Origin of the sequence: Bradyrhizobium sp. HKCCYLRH2047, assembly GCF_051168175.1 — a bacterium.
Taxonomy (GTDB): domain Bacteria; phylum Pseudomonadota; class Alphaproteobacteria; order Rhizobiales; family Xanthobacteraceae; genus Bradyrhizobium.
This window is the reverse complement of the sequence record NZ_JBNPUM010000004.1, coordinates 462,017-478,477: the sequence shown is the minus strand read 5'-3', so window position 1 is coordinate 478,477 and position 16,461 is coordinate 462,017. Positions and strand designations below refer to the sequence as shown.

The following is a 16,461-nucleotide window of genomic DNA, read 5'->3' as shown; positions in this document are numbered from 1 at the left end:
ATCAAAGCACCTCCCGTCAACGAAAAAGGCCGGCGCGACGGCCGGCCTTTCGTACTCATCTCGTCGCGTCAGGCTTACGCCTTGACCAGCGGTCCCTTCGGCGCCGGCCCCTTCGAGCCGCCGCCGGATTTCGGCTTGCGCTTGCGCGCCGCCGGAACTTCGGACTTCGGCGTGACCGGGCCCTCGACGAACTCGAAGCCGATCTTCTCCTCGACGCCGGACTCGTCCTTGACGAGCACGACGCGGACGTGGCCGCCGCCCTTCAGCTTGCCGAACAGCACCTCATCAGCAAGCGGCTTCTTGATGTGCTCCTGGATCACGCGGCCCATCGGCCGCGCGCCCATCTGCTCGTCATAGCCGTGCTGGATCAGCCAGCTCTTCGCCGGCTCCGACAGCTCGATCGTGACGTCGCGATCGGCGAGCTGGGCCTCGAGCTGCAGCACGAACTTCTCGACGACCATTCCGATCACCTCGACGTTGAGGTGCGCGAACGAGACGATGGAGTCGAGCCGGTTGCGGAATTCCGGCGCGAACTGCCGGTTGATCGCCTCGTGATCGTCGCCTTCCCGCTTCGAGCGATGGAAGCCGAACGCCTGCTTGGCCATGTCGGCCGCGCCTGCATTCGTGGTCATGATCAGGATCACGTTGCGGAAGTTGACCTGCTTGCCGTTGTGGTCGGTGAGCCGGCCGTGATCCATGATCTGCAGCAGCACATTGTAGAGATCCGGATGCGCCTTCTCGATCTCGTCTAGCAGCACCACGCAATGCGGATGCTGGTCGACGCCATCGGTCAGGAGGCCGCCCTGGTCGAAGCCGACATAGCCGGGAGGCGCGCCGATCAGGCGCGACACCGTGTGCCGCTCCATGTACTCCGACATGTCGAAGCGCAGCAGCTCGACGCCGAGGGTCGACGCGAGCTGCTTGGCGACCTCGGTCTTGCCGACGCCGGTCGGACCCGAGAACAGGTAGCAGCCGATCGGCTTCTCCGGCTCGCGCAGGCCGGCCCGCGCCAGCTTGATCGAGGCCGACAGCGAGTCGATCGCCTTGTCCTGGCCGAACACGACGCGCTTCAGGGTCTGCTCGAGATGCTTGAGCACCTCGGCATCGTCCTTCGACACGCTCTTCGGCGGGATCCGCGCCATCGTGGCGATCGTGGTCTCGATCTCCTTGATGCCGATCGTCTTCTTGCGCTTGTTCTCGGCCAGCAGCATCTGCGCCGCGCCGGATTCGTCGATCACGTCGATCGCCTTGTCCGGCAGCTTGCGGTCATGGATGTAGCGCGACGACAGCTGCACCGCGGCCTCGATGGCCTCGTTGGTGTATTTCAGCCGGTGATAGTCCTCGAAGTACGGCTTCAGCCCCTTCAGGATCGCGATCGCATCCTCGACCGACGGCTCGTTGACGTCGATCTTCTGGAACCGGCGCACCAGCGCGCGGTCCTTCTCGAAATGCTGGCGATACTCCTTGTAGGTCGTCGAGCCCATGCAGCGGATCGAGCCCGAGGCCAGCGCCGGCTTGAGCAGGTTGGACGCATCCATCGCGCCGCCCGACGTCGCACCGGCACCGATCACGGTGTGGATCTCGTCGATGAACAGGATCGCGTTCGGATGCGCCTCGAGCTCCTTCAGCACCTGCTTCAGGCGCTCCTCGAAGTCGCCGCGATAGCGCGTGCCCGCGAGCAAGGTGCCCATGTCGAGCGAGAACACGGTCGCGGCCGACAGCACCTCGGGAACTTCGCTGTCGACGATGCGCTTGGCGAGGCCCTCGGCGATCGCCGTCTTGCCGACGCCGGCTTCGCCGACGAACAGCGGGTTGTTCTTCTGGCGCCGGCACAGCACCTGGATGGCGCGGTTGATCTCGGAGTTGCGGCCGATCACCGGATCGATCTTGCCGTCACGCGCCTTCTTGTTGAGATTGACGCAATAGGTTTCCAGCGCCTCGCCCTTTTTCTTGGAGTCCTCGTTGCCCTTGGCTTCGGTCTCCTCGTCGACGCCACGAACCGGGCGCGCTTCGGAGACACCAGGACGCTTGGCGATGCCGTGGCTGATGTAGTTCACGGCATCGTAGCGCGTCATGTCCTGCTCCTGCAGGAAGTACGCGGCGTGGCTCTCACGCTCGGCGAAGATCGCGATCAGCACGTTGGCGCCGGTGACCTCTTCGCGGCCCGACGACTGAACGTGGATCACGGCGCGCTGGATCACACGCTGGAAACCTGCGGTCGGCTTGGCGTCGTCGCTGCCGTCGGTGACCAGATTTTCGAACTCGGTTTCGAGGTAGTTCACGAGACTGCCGCGCAGCTTGTCGAGGTCGACGCTGCATGCGCGCATCACGGCCGCGGCATCGCTGTCATCGATCAAGGACAGAAGGAGATGTTCCAGTGTCGCGTATTGATGATGACGCTCGTTGGCGATCGCCAGCGCACGATGCAGGGATTGTTCAAGGCTTTGAGAAAAAGTCGGCATGCGCGTCCTCTGTGGCCCCTTGCCATCATGATCGCCGCCGCCCGGTCAGGCAACAACAACCTTCGTCAAATATAGTTATAACCGAGTGCGACAAAAGACCGGCCGAGCCGCTCGATTACGGGTTCACCGGATCGTCAATGCAAAACCCGTTCCCATTGCGGCAAATCGGGCTTGCGCCAACCGAACGTCGCAGGCCGCCGAGCGGGAAGAGATAAGGACCGGAGCGGCCGTAATTCTTCGGGCGAAACGTGAAACCTGCCGGATCGCGCTGACCTCGTCTGCAGCAATCTGCGGCCTTCGAGGATCCTTCGTCCGACGCCGATTCGCGGCGATCAGTCGGGCAGCCCCCCGAGCAGCCGGAGCCCCCGCCCCCCCTGGCTCGCAGACGCGCGCGTCGGCGGCTCTCTTCGCGGAGGGAGCCGGCTATTTCTTCTCCATCACACACTGCAACGGATGCTGGTGCTTGCGGGCGAAGTCCATCACCTGCGTCACCTTGGTCTCGGCGATCTCGTAGGTGAAGACGCCGCACTCCCCGATGCCGTGATGGTGCACGTGGAGCATGATCTTGGTCGCGGCCTCGACGTCCTTGTTGAAGAACTTCTCCAGGACGTGAACGACGAATTCCATCGGCGTGTAATCGTCGTTCAGGATCAGGACGCGGTAGAGGTTGGGGCGCTTGGTCTTCGGCTTGACCTTGGTGATCACGGACGTGACCGGGCCACCGGTGCCACCGGACTTGTTGTCGTTATTGCTCATCCTGGGCGCGGATCGGTTCAATCTGGAAGTTGGCTGCGACATCTTGCACGCGTTAGATATGGCTGCGAGGCTCCCAATAAAGAGTTTCCCTCGGAGGGTTGCTCTCATAAGGGGCGCCCCGACCTGTCCCCTGCCGGGCCGCTTTCCGCCACCCGGTCCTGCTTTCCAGATCGCCTGTCCCAGCCGACCGGTCCGGTCGGACCGACACCAGGAATATGGGTCAGCGACCGGTTTGCCGCAAGCGCAGGCCCAGGACGGACCGACGCTCCGGCAGGACCGATTCCCTGCCCCGGCGATGAGGCGCAAGGTTAATCAAACCGGTCGCATTTTACAAAGCCCATTCAGCGGGCATTGACAGGGAACCAGCTCGGTTGCGGGCGCGGCGCCAGGCTGCGGGCATTGGCCCGGTGTTTCGCGGTTTCGATTTACCCGGCCTTGACGAAGCTGAACCGAAAACACCTGCAGAAAACCATAATTGGTGAGCGACATGACCGATGTCTCCTTCATTCGTTTCTGCCGCCGCGCCGTCCGACGGTTCGCCTGCGACCGCGGTGGCAACATCTCCATGCTATTCGCCATCTCGCTCGTCCCCATCCTGGCCTTCGTCGGCGCAGGCGTCGACTACAGCCGGCTGAACGCCGCGCGGTCGTCGATGCAGGCTGCGCTCGACGCCACCTCGCTGATGCTGTCGCGCGACCTGGCGCAGGGCACCATCAGCGCAACCGACATCGGAACCAAGGCAAGCGCCTATTTCAAGGCGCTCTACACCAGCACGGACGCGCAGAACGTCACCGTGACGGCCAGCTATACCGCCTCGACCACAACGTCGGCCTCCAACATCCAATTGTCGGCCTCCGGCCAGATCGTCACCCAGTTCATGAGGATTGCCGGCTTTCCGACCATGGACTTCGGCGTCAAAACGACATCGACCTGGGGCGACGTGAAGATGCGAGTGGCGCTCGCGCTCGACAATACCGGCTCGATGGCGTCCAGCGGCAAGATGTCCGCGCTGCAGAACGCCGTGGCCGGCAGCGGCGGGCTGATCGACCAGCTCAGCGCGCTGGCCAAGACCCCGGGCGACGTCTACATCTCGGTCGTTCCATTCGCCAAGGTCGTCAACGTCGGCGCCAGCAATTACGCCAAGGACTGGATCGACTGGACCGACTGGCAGAATCCGCCCACGATCCAGCCTGCCAATGGTTCCTATCAGGCCGCAATCCCGAACGGCAGCTACACGCAATCGCAATGGGACATGGTGGGACCGGGATCCTCCTGTCCGTTCAAGTCCGGCAACGGCTTTCCCTACTTCTCCTGCACCAGCGACCCGGCGACCGGGAGTTCGAGCGCCTCGAGGATTCCGTCGAGCGGGAGCTACACCGGCTACGTCTGCCCGGGCTATGATTCAGCCTCGCACAGCTACTACAATGGCTGCTGGAACAGCGTTCAGACCAGCACGCGGGTGAACTGGTGCACCGGCAGCTATTGCAGCTGCCCGACCAGCGGCAGCAATCTTCCGAACAACACGTGCAGCTGCACGGGAAGCGGATCCAGCACGGTGTGCAAGGTCAACACCTTCACCCACACCTGGGTCGCCAACACCAAGAGCACCTGGACCGGATGCGTCGCCGACCGCACCCAGCCGAACGACGCGAATGCCGTGTCGCCGGCGACCTCCGACGTGACGACGCTGTTCCCGGCCAACCAGCACATGGAGAACAACATCCAGTACTGCAGCAGCACGGCCTCGACGAAACTCGCGGAGATCGTGCCGCTCAGCTACAGCTGGAGCTCGCTGAAGAGCGCCGTCAACGCCATGCAGCCGACCGGCGGCACCAACCAGGCGATCGGACTTGCCTGGGCCGTGCAGTCGCTGATTCCGAACGGCGTGCTCGGCGCGCCGGCGGAGGACGTCAACACCACCTATAATCGCGTCATCATCCTGCTGTCGGACGGCCTGAACACCGAGGACCGCTGGCCCGAATACGGCAACGGCTCGTCGCAAGCCTCGGGCAACCCGATCGACGCGCGCCAGGCCCTGCTCTGCTCGAACCTGAAGAACACCAAGGATTCGAAGGGCAACGCGATGTACACGATCTACACGATCCAGGTGAACACGAGCTCGCCCGCCGACCCGACCTCGACCGTGCTGCAGAACTGCGCCAGCAGTCCCGACAAATTCTACATGCTGACGAGTTCGAGCCAGATCGTGACCACGTTCAACTCGATCGGCACCGCATTGTCGAAGCTGCGGGTCGCCAAATAGCAGAAGCGCCGGGCCCCCGACAGCGCTCTGCCTTCAGCCAACAAAAAAGCCCGGCGCAAGCCGGGCTTTGTGCTCCCTGCGGGCGCGAACGGTCAGTGCGCGGCCGGCGGGGTGAACTTGGCGGCGATGCCTTCCAGCGGCTTGAACGCCTGCTTGGCGAGATCCGAATACAGCCCGGCGATCTTCTGCGAATCGGCGACGAAGGTCTCGTAGGCCGACTTGGCGAACTCGGTCTGCACCTCGAGCACCTTGTCGAGCGACTTCACGCCCTGGAGCTTCTCGACGAACGACTTGGTGTCCTCGAACGACTTCTTGGTGTAGTCGCCATAGGCGGTTGCGATGGCTTGGAGGCCGTTCTGCACGGTCGTCGCGGAGTTCACGACGGTCTCGAACTGCTCTTTGCCGTAGTTCTGAAAGTCTTCAACCTTAAACATGTGGCATTCCTTTCCCTGACTTTGAGCGCCCTCAGGGAAGCCCCGGCTCCCTGACGCGATCACAATATAGTGCAGCGCACAAAATCAATCAAGAATCTTGTGCAATGCACCATCATGGGCATTGCTGCCCGATCCACCGTCAGGCGCTCCAACCCGGGTCAGTTCGGCAGAAATACCGGCCATCGCCGCAAGGTTTCTTTAATCCTTTGGAAACTCGACCGTCCTAACCTCTCCGGTGGTCCCGGCCAGCGTCGGCCGAACCGTAAAGCTGTTCTAAAACAGCGTCTTAACAAAACCTCAGTTCGGGCCCTTCGATGCTAGGCAGCGTCACGGCACGATCGGGAGGTCCGACAGGCACGGTCAAAGGGGCGTTCGGCACAATTTCGCCTTACGAGCCGGTGATCACGTCAGAAATTGGACGGGGATTTCATGCTTCGCAAAAAAATGGCTTCCTCGCGCCTGTTGCGAGTTGGCGTCTACGGACTGATCACCCTCGCGACGGCAGCAGTGGTCACGGTCGACAGCGCGGAAGCGCGCCGGCGTCATCGGCACCACCACGCGCGTCACTCGCCCCATACCGACGAAGGCAGCTACAGCCCGGCCTTCGCCTCGATCATCGTCGACGGCAATTCGGGCGCGACCCTGACCGCGACCAACCCGGACGCATTGCGGCATCCCGCGTCGCTCACCAAGATCATGACTCTCTATCTGCTGTTCGAGCGCCTGGAGTCGGGCAAGATGAAGCTCGACACCGAGATGCCGGTGTCCGAGCACGCCTCCGAGCAGTCGCCGACCAAGCTCGGCCTGCGCCCCGGCCAGACCATCCGCGTCGAGGACGCGATCAAGGGCCTGGTGACGCGCTCGGCCAACGACGCTGCGGTGGTCATTGCCGAGGCGATCGGCGGCGACGAGGATGATTTCGCCAAGATGATGACGCGCAAGGCGCGCTCGCTCGGCATGAGCCGCACCACTTATGTCAACGCCTCGGGCCTGCCCGCCGACGAGCAGATCACGACGGCACGCGACCAGTCGATCCTCGGCCGCGCCATCCAGGACCGCTTCCCGCGCTACTATCGCTACTTTTCGACCGAGGTCTTCAATTATCGCGGCCAGTCGATCCGCAACCACAATCACCTGCTCGGCAGCGTCGAGGGCGTCGACGGTATCAAGACCGGCTACACGCGCGCGTCCGGATTCAATCTCGTGACCTCGCTGCGCCGCGGCAACCGCCATCTGATCGGCGTCGTGTTGGGCGGCCGCAGCGGCGGTTCGCGCGACGCGATCATGCGCAATTTGCTCGCCGAGAACCTCGAGAAGGGCGCGACCAAGCGCACCGTCGCGGCGATCGGCGAGCGCGGCGGCTCCGATGCCGGCGACGACCGGGGCACGGTCCAGCTCGCCTCGGCGGCGCCAGAGGCCCCGGCCCCGAGCCGCGCCGCCAAGCTGATCTCGACCCTGTCGGAAGCCACCGCGGCCCTGCCGCCGGCGGCGCCGAAGGAAGCGAAGGTCGAGCCCGCGCCGATGACATCGGGTGTGATCCAGACCCAGCCGATGTCGATCGTTCCCGGTTCGACCGAGCCGATGAAGCCCGTCAAGGTCAGGACCGTTCAGGTCAAGGCCGGCGCGGTCAAGCTCGCCACGGCGGCCCCGCAGCCGGTGGCGCCACCGCCTGCCCCGATTGCACAGCGCATCGAAGCGATCGAGCCGGCGCCGCCGATGGTGCGCGCCGAAGCCGCCCGCCCCGAGATGCCGCCGCAGCCGCCGGGCCATGGCACCGGCAACGGCATTCTCGGCGTGCTGCCCGCCTCCAGCCTGCCGGCAGGCTCGTCGCAGGCCATGGCCTATGCCGCGCCTCCGGCCCAGCCGACGCAGATCGCCTCCGCGAGCGCTGCGCCGGAGCTCCCGAGCAAGTCGTCCGTCACGCGGAGCGGCTGGATCATTCAGGTCGGAGCGCTGGACAACGAGGCCGAGGCCCAGAAGCGGATCGAGGCGGCCCGCAGCTCGGCACAAGGTCTCCTCAGCAAGGCCGATCCCTTCACCGAGACGGTCGCGAAGGGCGACAAGACCCTCATCCGCGCCCGCTTCGCCGGCCTCGATCGTGATCAGGCCGAGGCCGTCTGCAAGAAGCTGAAGCGCGCCGACATCTCCTGCATGACCGTGCACAACTAACGCACCGACATCACGACATATGAGGCCCGCGCGACACACGCGCGGGCCTTTTTCTTTGCGCGCGTGCGACACCGCCGCGAACGCGCTCGCGCAAACCACTCGTCAAGGAATTGCCGCTAGAACTTTTTCACCATGTCGCACGATCGCGCCTGACAGAGCCGGGAGCCGCTGATGTCGACATGGCTGTGATGGAAGCAGTTTCGATCTGTGGCGTTGGTGGCGTTGCCGGAGTTAGCCGTGATGCGTACGAAGCAGAGTATCCTTGGCCTCGTTCACCCGGGCGGCGAGATACGTCGACCCCCCTTGGTCGGGATGCAGTTTCTTCATGAGCGCACGGTGGGCACGCCCGATCTCGTCTCGCCCCGCGCCCGGCTGCAGGCCAAGGATCTGATAGGCCTCCTCTTCCGTCATTTTGGAGCTCGACGCCGCGCGGCGCTGCCGCCCTGCCGCATCGCCTTGCGCGTGCTGACGCCAAGTGGGAAACCGGCGGTCCAGATAAGTTTCAAGTAGAGCGACGCTGTCGGCATCGAGGCTCGGTGCCATCGCCGCGAGCTGCGGCAGATCGAACTCGTCGAGCGACCGGCCGGCATGGATGCCGGCGACGAAGCGGCCCAGCATCTGGCCACTGTCGTGATCGAGCACCATCTCGATGAACTGCGAGCGCACCCGCGAGCTCTGACCGGACGAGCGCTGCCCACCCAGCCCGAACATGCTGCCGAGATTGCCGAGCCCGCCGGGTGACCAGCCGAGCAGCCCCGCCCCGAACAACCCGATCGGGATCGCCACCACCAGCTCGCCGCGAAGGCCGGTGAAAGCTGCCACCGCAAGGCAGCCGATGCCGCCGGCAACCTTGATCGCGCGCGCCAGCGCCGCCGGATTGGCGTTCCGGAACATCTGCAGCAACAGATAAAGGGTGATGACGGCGACGGCGCCAGCGATCAGTGTCATGGGCCGAATATAGAGCGTGTCGGCACAAAAAGCATGATCGGCGGTCTGCGTCCCCGACCGGCAGGCTCGAGCCGGTGCGCTTGATGTTGGCGGCGGCCGAAATCGATCTCTACTTCATCTGCCCGATCAGGCGTGCCGCGCCCGCTTCGGAGCCGGCGAGCCGGAGCAGCGCCGCGCGACCGCCCGCAGCGTAGGCCGCGGCGGCGCGCAGGAGCTCGCGCAACTGCGCGGAGGCGCCCGGATCGAACCTGCACCACGCTCCTCCCGAGAGCCGCGCCATCTCGCGAAACGCCTGCTCGGCCGCGGGCTCATGGCCCTCCTGGAACATGAACAGCGGGACCTTCAACAGCCCGAGCTCGCCGGCCTTCGCACAGAGCTCGTCGACATTCTCCTCCATCGCGTCGCCAACGAACACGACGGCGCGGATTCCGGACGCTGTCGCATGGCGCCGCGCCTCGGCAAGAACCTTGCCGATCTGGGTCTTGCCGCCGCGGCAATCGATCTTGCCCATCAGCCGGGCGAGCTCAGCGCTGTCGGAAATCCAGCCCGTGGCGCGACATTCGTTGAAGCCCCTGTAGTACACCAGCCGGATATCGAGGCTGCCGAGGGCTGCGGCCTCGCGAAACATGTCGGCCTGCAGGGCGCAGGCCATGTCCCAGGTCGGCTGGCGGCTCAGGGTCGCATCGAGCGCGAAGACGAGGCGGCCTCTGGTCCCCAGAGCCGCGGGAGCCATGGCCTTGGCCTGCGCGACGAATGCCGCAATCGCGTCTGCCGTGGAATGCTCATTGTCCGGCAAGCGCTGCTGACGCGAGCCATCGTCGGGCGAGGTGATCGGGGCAGAACCGGGCTTCGAACGATGATCGACCATGCACGCACCTTGCTCGGACGCGCATCATGTGGGCAGGCGGATGGACAGCTTCAATGACGGCAGTGACATCTGCCGGATACGCCGTTCGTTCCCGTCGCAAGGGCCGCAAGGATCAGGCGAGACCGGCGTGCGCCCCGCCCCTGCCCCCTCAATGCGTCAGCGGCTTGGCCGGCGTCGCGGTCTTGCCGACCGGCGCATAAGGCGCGACGGGACCCGGATCGAGCAACGGGGTATTGGTCTTGACCGGCCCGATCTCGCTGGCGCTGTCGCTGTCGGCGAGGAACTTGTCCAGCATGGCCTGGATCGACGACTTGGCGTCGTCGGGTCCGGTGTCGCGCATGTCGTTGTGCTGGAAGTCCGTCTTGACGACGGTGATGCCTTCCTTCTCGCAGATGTCGTCGCTCGGGATCACGCCGGGATCGGTCTTGAACTGCGGGTCCTTCGAGCGGAACGACAGAATCTTGAACCTGCCGTCGGTGACGAACGGGACGCGGAGGTTGTCGAGCGTGACCACCTTCCGGACGTCTTCGGGATACTGCTTGGCGAAATACATCGAGATGTCGCCGCCCATCGAATGACCAACAATCGTCAGATGATCATAGTCGGCATTCGGCTGCACCTGGTGCATCTGCTCGACGGCGAATCGGATGTTGGCGACGCCGCGCTGGATCTGCGGCAGCCGGCCGACATAGGGCTCGCCGATCTTCGTCACCATCGGCGCATCGGTCGGCAGGTCGTGCTGGATGCTGACCGCCATGTAGCCGCGCGCAGCAAATACGTTGGCCAGGAACGAGTACTCGGTGAACTTGACGGTGTTCCCGTGATTGAGGATCGCGACCGGCAGCTTGATCATGCCGGCTTCGGCCTGCATCTCCTTGTCGCGGCGGACGGCGACGGCGACTTCGACCAGACGGTTGTCGCGCGAGGCGTCATAGAACCTGATGGTCTCGTGCCGGATCGCCCACTTGCTCGCGGTGAAGTACCCGACGGCCGCCAGCACGCTGACAGACACAAGAACGGTTATTCCACGCTTCATGTTCGTCCCTCGGGAGCACAATCAAAGGTAGTTTTGAACCTGTAAGACTCTCGCGACCCGTTCTGTTTAATATATGTAACGGCGCTGTGACAGGAAGACCAAATGTTGTGTATCCGTCGCCCGTTCGTTGTGCGCCGCACCTAGTTGCTGTGCAGCAGAGCGGGTTCCACCGCCCCCTCTTGTGACTTGAGCCCTGAACGTCAGGTTCAAATCAGTCATGAATTTGACGGTAATCTAGCGAAATTGGCGGCTGCGGCCTTGACCTGAGACAAATCTTCTTCCGTCCGGCCCAAACAGGCTGAACGCGCCGTTACTCGCCACCGCTGTCAGGAGATTGTTTAACCAGGCCGCGGGCACGTTCAACGCGCACAATGTCTCAGGCGAGGTCTCGCCTGAATGCGGACGGTATTCAGGCGCTGATGATGTCGTGCAGGTCGAGCGGCTTGTCGACCTGGGCGAACCATTCGGCGCGGTTCGCGGCGCGGCGGCGGCCGCGCTCATCCAGCGGCAGCTTGAGCTGACGCAGCAGGCTGGTGACCTCCTCCCGGGCCGTGACGTGGCCAAGATTGGGGCGAGTGCCCAGGGTCGCCTCGTCGATGTCGTCGAGCGCGGTCAGCCCGCGCGGGAAGAACTCGCGATAGACGACGCGTTCGGCAAAGCCGTCGATGGCGCGAAAGCCGAGCCGCAGCGACAGGTCCTTGAGGCCGTCGGCGACCAGTTGCTTGTTGCGCGAGCCGAGCATCGACAGCCGGTTGCGGACCACGATCCAGTCGGTCATCGCACCGTCCACCTGGCGGCGCTTGCGCCGGACGTCGCGCACCATCTCCGCATAATGGCTCTCGCCGGTCACGGCATAGGTCGCGGGATCGACCGTTCCCAGCACGTCGAAGTCGAGGAAGCTGTCGTTGATCGGCGTGACCAGCGTATCCGCCATCGAATGCGCCAGGCGCATCAGGTAGCTGTCATTGCCGGGCGTATCGATGACGATGAAGTCGAACGAGCGTTCGACGGCGCTCACGGCCTCCATGAACTGCTGGAACTCGGTGTTCTCGTTCTCGTCGATCTGCAACGTCCTGCCGAGCTGGATGCAGTAGTGCGTCGGCAGCTCGAGGCGCAGGCCGGTGCGGCGCGCCCAGGCGCTCCGGTTGTTGATGTAGTGGGTGAAGCTCTGCTGGCGGCAATCGAGATCGATCGTGGCGACACGCTGGCCAGCCTTCAGGAGTGCCACGGCAATATGCAGGGCGGTGGTCGACTTGCCCGACCCGCCCTTCTCGTTTCCAAGCACAACCACGTGGGCCGAGCCCGATTGTCCTTGGCTAGTCTGCACCAGCATGTTGTCGACCTCTTACGATCATCTTCGAGTCACGGTCGTCTGCGGTCAAGTGAAATGCATCGTCATCGTGAATCCCACGGGGGAGCATCCTCCGCTACTACTTGACGCGCGCGTTTACCAACTCCGCATCGGACGCGGAGACGTGCTAACAGGCGTATTCAAGTATGCTGAGCGGCGTGCCGCGTCCTTGTTAAGGGCGGTCGCCCGAGCGTCAAGGCCGAACAGAGCAACCGCAATTTTTCGCTGTGAGATCGAGCAAAAATGTCACGAAGCCCGCGCGTCGCCCGCACCGTTTCCGCCCTCCGCCGCGAGCTCGACAGCTTGCGCGCGAGAAAAGCCAGCATCGCGCTCGTGCCGACCATGGGCGCGCTGCATGAAGGGCACATCTCGCTGGTCCGGCAGGCGAAGCGCCGCGCCGACAAGGTGGTCGTCTCGATCTTCGTCAACCCGACTCAGTTCGCGCCGACGGAGGATTTCGGGTCCTACCCCCGGACCTGGAAGGAGGATGTTGCGAAACTTGCGGCCGAGCGCGTCGATCTGATCTGGCATCCCGACGCGAAGGCGATGTATCCGGACGGCTTCGCGACGCGGATCGTGCCGGAAGGCGCGGCGTTGGCCGGGCTGGAGGACCGCTTCCGTCCGCATTTCTTCGGCGGGGTGGCGACCGTGGTCGCCAAGCTGTTCACGCAATGTCGGCCGGACGTCGCGATCTTCGGCGAGAAGGACTATCAGCAGCTCCGCGTCGTCGCCCAGATGGCGCGCGACCTCGATCTCGGCGTCCGCGTCGTCGGATCGCGTACGGTGCGCGAACGCGACGGACTCGCGATGTCGTCGCGCAATGTCTACCTCTCGGCAGACGAGCGGCGGGCGGCGCCGACGCTGCACCGTGTCCTGAAGGAGCTGGCGGCCCGGCTGCGCGCCGGCGAAGACATGCAGGCGGCGGTTGATGATGGCGCCGCCGCAATCACCGAAGCCGGCTTCGCCTTGGACTATCTCGAGGTCCGCCACGCCGAGACGCTGGCGCCGATCGCCCCGAACGAGTCGGGACCCAAGCGCATCCTGGTCGCAGCGAAGATCGGAACCACGCGACTGATCGACAATATCGCGGCGTGAGGCGCCGGGAGACCGGCGGTCCGCCAAGACACCGTGAGCGGCTCCCTCGCCCGCAAGGCAGAGGCAACGGCAGCCGACGCCGCCTCGAACGTACGCCCTGCCCTTGCGAGCGAGGCTGAACTTCCGCCGCGCGTGAGATGCTCACGCGCAACACCACCGGCACGTCGAGGTGCTACAGCAACCCGAGATCGCGCAGCTCGCGGCGCAGCGGCTCGGGCATGGCTTCGACGCCCGCCGCACTGGCCTTGCCGAGATCGGCCGGCGCATCCTCGGCGGTCAGATAGCGCCACCCCTGGAACGGACGCATCGGCCGCGGCGACACCGCGATCACCTTCGGCTGCATGATGATGCGGCACCGCCCGATGCCGTCGCCGTCGCGGAACGGCTCGATGCCGACGATCTTCTCGCGCGCGGCGACCTCACCGCGAATCACCCAGTACAGCGAGCCGCCGGCGAGGATGTCCTCGACCCGTTTCGGCGTCATCCGCGTGACATGGACGTGCTGCTGCGGCAGGCCCTTCTTCTTGGCCGCGAGCATGCGCTCGGCGATCCACTCCTTCAGCTCTTTCACGGACTCGCAGCCGACGGCGAGCTTGATCAGGTGCAGAGGCATGATGGCGGTTCAACCAGCGGGATCTATTCGTTGTTGGCGGCCGGCTCGGCGGCCTCAGGCGCCGCTTGAGGCGCCGCAGCGGCCGGCTTCGGCTTCGGCGCGGCCCTCTTGGCCGCCGGCGCCTGGGCGTGGCTGGCAGCAACGCTCGGTGGGGCTGCGGGCGACGGCGTAAGCTGCGTCGGCGGTTTCGGCGCCGCGGCTGCCGGGGCGGCCGAGCGCGTCGAGGCCGTCGGCTCGGGATTCATGATGCTGACCGGCGGGGTGTTCGCCGAGCTGGGAAATTCCGCGGTCGTCGGCTTGCCGCTCGGCGCCGACGGCGCCACCCCTGGAGGCGCCAATCCCGCAAAGGTTCCAGCGACGGGCTGGCCCGGCGCCGCATTCCACTGCGAGGCGTAGCGCGTCACCAGCCCCTCATAGGTCCGCCCCTCCATGTTGTTCATCAGTTGCTGGCGATCGCCCACGGCACGGAACATCACGCAATCGCTCGGCGTGCAGCGGTCGCGTGTCAGCAGCACATAGGCCATCAGGCCATAGCGATCGCGCTCGACGGCACGGCGCAGCGCCAGCAGCTCCGCGGTCATCACCTTGTTGGCGCTGGCGACGTCGCCCACCTGGGACAGCCGGCTCAGCATGCCCGCCGCATAGCTGACGGCAGCGGCCGTCATCTCGGCCGATCCGAACAGGCTCTTCTCGCAATTCGCGAGCACCAGATCGCCGGCGAGATCATCCACGCAGGCCAGCGCGGGCGGCGAGAGGCCGACGGAGGCGGTCACCGCAGGATCGCCATTGGCGCCACGCGGGGTCGCATCCTGGCTCCGCATCATCGACGCCACCGCAATCCCGACCGCCAGCAGCGTGATCACCGTCAGCGCGCCGTTGGCGACCGATTTCTCGGCCCTGAGCAGCGTCGTCAGGACGACCAGCGCAAAGAAACCCGCCGCGGCAACGGTGAGCCACATCGGGAACGCCGGTGAGTTCAAGAGCTGATCCAACGAGGAAGGCCAGGTCGAGTTCATGCGCGCTTGTTCCTGACGTGGGCCAGCGAAAGCGGCCCCGATGGCGTCCCTACATGGGACGGCCGTGAAACGATCATCAAATTCAAATGATCACCCGATCGATTGCGGCCCCACCAAGACAATAAGACGATTCCATGCGCCTGCGGGCGCCGGATGGTGTGGAGCTACCCGCTATCCCCAAAAGGGATCGCGCAGCAATCGTCATCGTCTCGCGCCACGGCTCCCGAACGCGTGGCACCTCTCCCTCTCGCTTCGGCTACGTCTCCGGCGGCCGCGTCCGCCGACGCGGCACGTGGTTCTCAAGACAAGGCCAATTGGCTCTCTCTGGCAACCCGCTCAAAGGCTTCCGTCGAGCTTTTGATCCGATACTGGCAGTCGTCGTCTTCCGTCGGAAGCTGGCGGATGATCTCGTAGGTGCCTGTGGCCGCCGGACGCGAGACGTTGCTCGCGGTGAAATAGACGGTCGCCCCAATGGGGAACTTGTGTTTCAACGCCCTCTCCTGCTCGCATGCCGGCAAGAGCCCCTGGTCCCGCTGCCCGAGCCGGCGTGTCTTTATAAATATCGCGCTTATATCACGCCGCCGCCCGCCCTGACCAGCGACCTCACGACGTGGCAAACGCGGAGATTGCGAGATTCTTCAACGGGATGGGTCCGCAAACGGTATTCCTGGACGAGCGGCTCGGGGCGCGCTCGTCCACCACGGACCAAATCGCGAACAGACGAGACCGTTCAGACGTTCTCGACCCGCTCGATGACCCAGTCCTCCGCGAGGCCGTCCTTCACCCAGGCCGCGAAAGCCGGCATCGCCATCATCATGTCCATGTAGGCGCGGGTCTCAGCGGCGACCGGAATGGCGAAGCTGTGGAAGCGCGTGACCACCGGGGCGAACATGGCGTCGGCGGCACCGAAGCGGCCGAACAGGAACGGCCCGCCATGGCCGTAGCGGGCACGGCAGTCGCGCCAGATGTCCTCGATCCGCGCGATGTTGGCCTTGGCATCGGCTGACAGTTCCACCGGCCGCACCGGCCGGTGGAGATTCATCGGGCATTCGTTGCGCAAGGCCGGAAAGCCGGAGTGCATCTCGGCGCAGACCGATCGCGCATGGGCGCGGGCAGCGGCATCGGCGGGCCACAGCCCCGCCTGCGGGAAGCGCTCGGCGAGATATTCGATGATCGCGAGCGAATCCCACACGCTGATCGCGCCATCGATCAGGATCGGCACCTTGCCGGCCGGGGAATGCTTGAGGATGCGCGCCTTGTCGGCGGGATCGTCGGTGTAGAGCGGGATCACGATCTCATCGAAGGCGATGTCGCAGCCGCGCAGCGCCAGCCAGGGCCGCATCGACCATGAGGAATAGTTCTTGTTGCCGATCACCAGCTTCAGCGTCATGTCGCACCGTCTCCGTGTTGGGCGTGGACGGCCCGCGCAGCCGCGCCGTCGACGCTCATG

At 64.9% G+C, this 16,461-nt stretch carries 14 protein-coding genes; 3 read left to right on the top strand and 11 right to left on the bottom strand.

The genetic code is table 11. The annotated features are described in order from the left end of the window. Positions 1 to 74: 74 nt before the first annotated feature. Together clpA and clpS are read right to left on the bottom strand one after the other, a co-directional pair. Complete coding sequence (clpA, locus tag ACQR1D_RS12485) at positions 75 to 2,462, bottom strand: ATP-dependent Clp protease ATP-binding subunit ClpA (protein ID WP_315804135.1); 2,388 nt, start codon at positions 2,460 to 2,462, stop codon at positions 75 to 77. A gap of 423 nt (positions 2,463 to 2,885) precedes the next feature. After that, a complete protein-coding gene (clpS, locus tag ACQR1D_RS12480; protein WP_008960690.1) occupies positions 2,886 to 3,218 on the bottom strand; it encodes an ATP-dependent Clp protease adapter ClpS in 333 nt (110 codons plus the stop codon). Between the two features lie 487 nt (positions 3,219 to 3,705). On the opposite strand from clpS, the gene ACQR1D_RS12475 reads away from it, so the two are divergent. After that, positions 3,706 to 5,481: a TadE/TadG family type IV pilus assembly protein gene (locus ACQR1D_RS12475; protein WP_315804136.1), complete on the top strand. Its 1,776-nt coding sequence runs from the start codon at positions 3,706 to 3,708 to the stop codon at positions 5,479 to 5,481. Between the two features lie 92 nt (positions 5,482 to 5,573). On the opposite strand, the gene ACQR1D_RS12470 is transcribed toward ACQR1D_RS12475, so the two are convergent. Further along, positions 5,574 to 5,915 (bottom strand): phasin family protein, encoded by a 342-nt coding sequence (locus ACQR1D_RS12470; protein WP_315718372.1) that lies wholly within the window; start codon positions 5,913 to 5,915, stop codon positions 5,574 to 5,576. A 429-nt stretch (positions 5,916 to 6,344) separates the two neighbouring features. Between ACQR1D_RS12470 and ACQR1D_RS12465 the strand changes: the two genes are divergently transcribed. Further along, positions 6,345 to 8,084 (top strand): serine hydrolase, encoded by a 1,740-nt coding sequence (locus ACQR1D_RS12465; RefSeq protein WP_315804137.1) that lies wholly within the window; start codon positions 6,345 to 6,347, stop codon positions 8,082 to 8,084. Positions 8,085 to 8,315: 231 nt separating this feature from the next. On the opposite strand, the gene ACQR1D_RS12460 is transcribed toward ACQR1D_RS12465, so the two are convergent. From ACQR1D_RS12460 to ACQR1D_RS12445, 4 genes are all read right to left on the bottom strand, one after another. Beyond that, complete coding sequence (locus ACQR1D_RS12460) at positions 8,316 to 9,032, bottom strand: DnaJ domain-containing protein (RefSeq protein ID WP_316237485.1); 717 nt, start codon at positions 9,030 to 9,032, stop codon at positions 8,316 to 8,318. 109 nt (positions 9,033 to 9,141) lie between these two features. Continuing rightward, on the bottom strand, positions 9,142 to 9,900 hold the full coding sequence (locus tag ACQR1D_RS12455) for a VWA domain-containing protein (RefSeq protein ID WP_316181817.1): 759 nt from the start codon (positions 9,898 to 9,900) through the stop codon (positions 9,142 to 9,144). Positions 9,901 to 10,048: 148 nt separating this feature from the next. After that, positions 10,049 to 10,936: an alpha/beta fold hydrolase gene (locus ACQR1D_RS12450; RefSeq protein WP_434874463.1), complete on the bottom strand. Its 888-nt coding sequence runs from the start codon at positions 10,934 to 10,936 to the stop codon at positions 10,049 to 10,051. Positions 10,937 to 11,345: 409 nt separating this feature from the next. Further along, positions 11,346 to 12,269, bottom strand: a complete 924-nt coding sequence (locus ACQR1D_RS12445) for a division plane positioning ATPase MipZ (protein WP_315718368.1) — start codon at positions 12,267 to 12,269, stop codon at positions 11,346 to 11,348. Positions 12,270 to 12,530: 261 nt separating this feature from the next. On the opposite strand from ACQR1D_RS12445, the gene panC reads away from it, so the two are divergent. Continuing rightward, positions 12,531 to 13,382: a pantoate--beta-alanine ligase gene (panC, locus tag ACQR1D_RS12440; RefSeq protein WP_434838277.1), complete on the top strand. Its 852-nt coding sequence runs from the start codon at positions 12,531 to 12,533 to the stop codon at positions 13,380 to 13,382. Between the two features lie 172 nt (positions 13,383 to 13,554). Here the strand turns inward: panC and ACQR1D_RS12435 are convergent, their stop codons facing one another. The 4 genes from ACQR1D_RS12435 to ACQR1D_RS12420 all read right to left on the bottom strand — a co-directional run bounded on the left by ACQR1D_RS12435 (position 13,555) and on the right by ACQR1D_RS12420 (position 16,401). Then, a complete protein-coding gene (locus tag ACQR1D_RS12435; RefSeq protein WP_315804143.1) occupies positions 13,555 to 13,995 on the bottom strand; it encodes a DUF1489 family protein in 441 nt (146 codons plus the stop codon). Between the two features lie 23 nt (positions 13,996 to 14,018). After that, positions 14,019 to 15,011, bottom strand: a complete 993-nt coding sequence (locus ACQR1D_RS12430) for a hypothetical protein (RefSeq protein ID WP_315804144.1) — start codon at positions 15,009 to 15,011, stop codon at positions 14,019 to 14,021. Positions 15,012 to 15,310: 299 nt separating this feature from the next. Beyond that, the gene (locus ACQR1D_RS12425; protein ID WP_315718364.1) at positions 15,311 to 15,502 is read right to left on the bottom strand and encodes a hypothetical protein; all 192 of its coding nucleotides are present in this window, start codon (positions 15,500 to 15,502) and stop codon (positions 15,311 to 15,313) included. A 239-nt stretch (positions 15,503 to 15,741) separates the two neighbouring features. Next, entirely contained in the window at positions 15,742 to 16,401 is a 660-nt protein-coding gene (locus tag ACQR1D_RS12420; protein ID WP_316181807.1) for a glutathione S-transferase family protein, read from the bottom strand. Positions 16,402 to 16,461: the final 60 nt, after the last annotated feature.

What these genes read in the sequence shown, in the direction of transcription:
- clpA (WP_315804135.1), bottom strand. Translation starts at nt 2,462, where the DNA reads ATGCCGACTTTTTCTCAAAGCCTTGAACAATCCCTGCATCGTGCGCTG.
- clpS (WP_008960690.1), bottom strand. Translation starts at nt 3,218, where the DNA reads ATGAGCAATAACGACAACAAGTCCGGTGGCACCGGTGGCCCGGTCACG.
- ACQR1D_RS12475 (WP_315804136.1), top strand. Translation starts at nt 3,706, where the DNA reads ATGACCGATGTCTCCTTCATTCGTTTCTGCCGCCGCGCCGTCCGACGG.
- ACQR1D_RS12470 (WP_315718372.1), bottom strand. Translation starts at nt 5,915, where the DNA reads ATGTTTAAGGTTGAAGACTTTCAGAACTACGGCAAAGAGCAGTTCGAG.
- ACQR1D_RS12465 (WP_315804137.1), top strand. Translation starts at nt 6,345, where the DNA reads ATGCTTCGCAAAAAAATGGCTTCCTCGCGCCTGTTGCGAGTTGGCGTC.
- ACQR1D_RS12460 (WP_316237485.1), bottom strand. Translation starts at nt 9,032, where the DNA reads ATGACACTGATCGCTGGCGCCGTCGCCGTCATCACCCTTTATCTGTTG.
- ACQR1D_RS12455 (WP_316181817.1), bottom strand. Translation starts at nt 9,900, where the DNA reads ATGGTCGATCATCGTTCGAAGCCCGGTTCTGCCCCGATCACCTCGCCC.
- ACQR1D_RS12450 (WP_434874463.1), bottom strand. Translation starts at nt 10,936, where the DNA reads ATGAAGCGTGGAATAACCGTTCTTGTGTCTGTCAGCGTGCTGGCGGCC.
- ACQR1D_RS12445 (WP_315718368.1), bottom strand. Translation starts at nt 12,269, where the DNA reads ATGCTGGTGCAGACTAGCCAAGGACAATCGGGCTCGGCCCACGTGGTT.
- panC (WP_434838277.1), top strand. Translation starts at nt 12,531, where the DNA reads ATGTCACGAAGCCCGCGCGTCGCCCGCACCGTTTCCGCCCTCCGCCGC.
- ACQR1D_RS12435 (WP_315804143.1), bottom strand. Translation starts at nt 13,995, where the DNA reads ATGCCTCTGCACCTGATCAAGCTCGCCGTCGGCTGCGAGTCCGTGAAA.
- ACQR1D_RS12430 (WP_315804144.1), bottom strand. Translation starts at nt 15,011, where the DNA reads ATGAACTCGACCTGGCCTTCCTCGTTGGATCAGCTCTTGAACTCACCG.
- ACQR1D_RS12420 (WP_316181807.1), bottom strand. Translation starts at nt 16,401, where the DNA reads ATGACGCTGAAGCTGGTGATCGGCAACAAGAACTATTCCTCATGGTCG.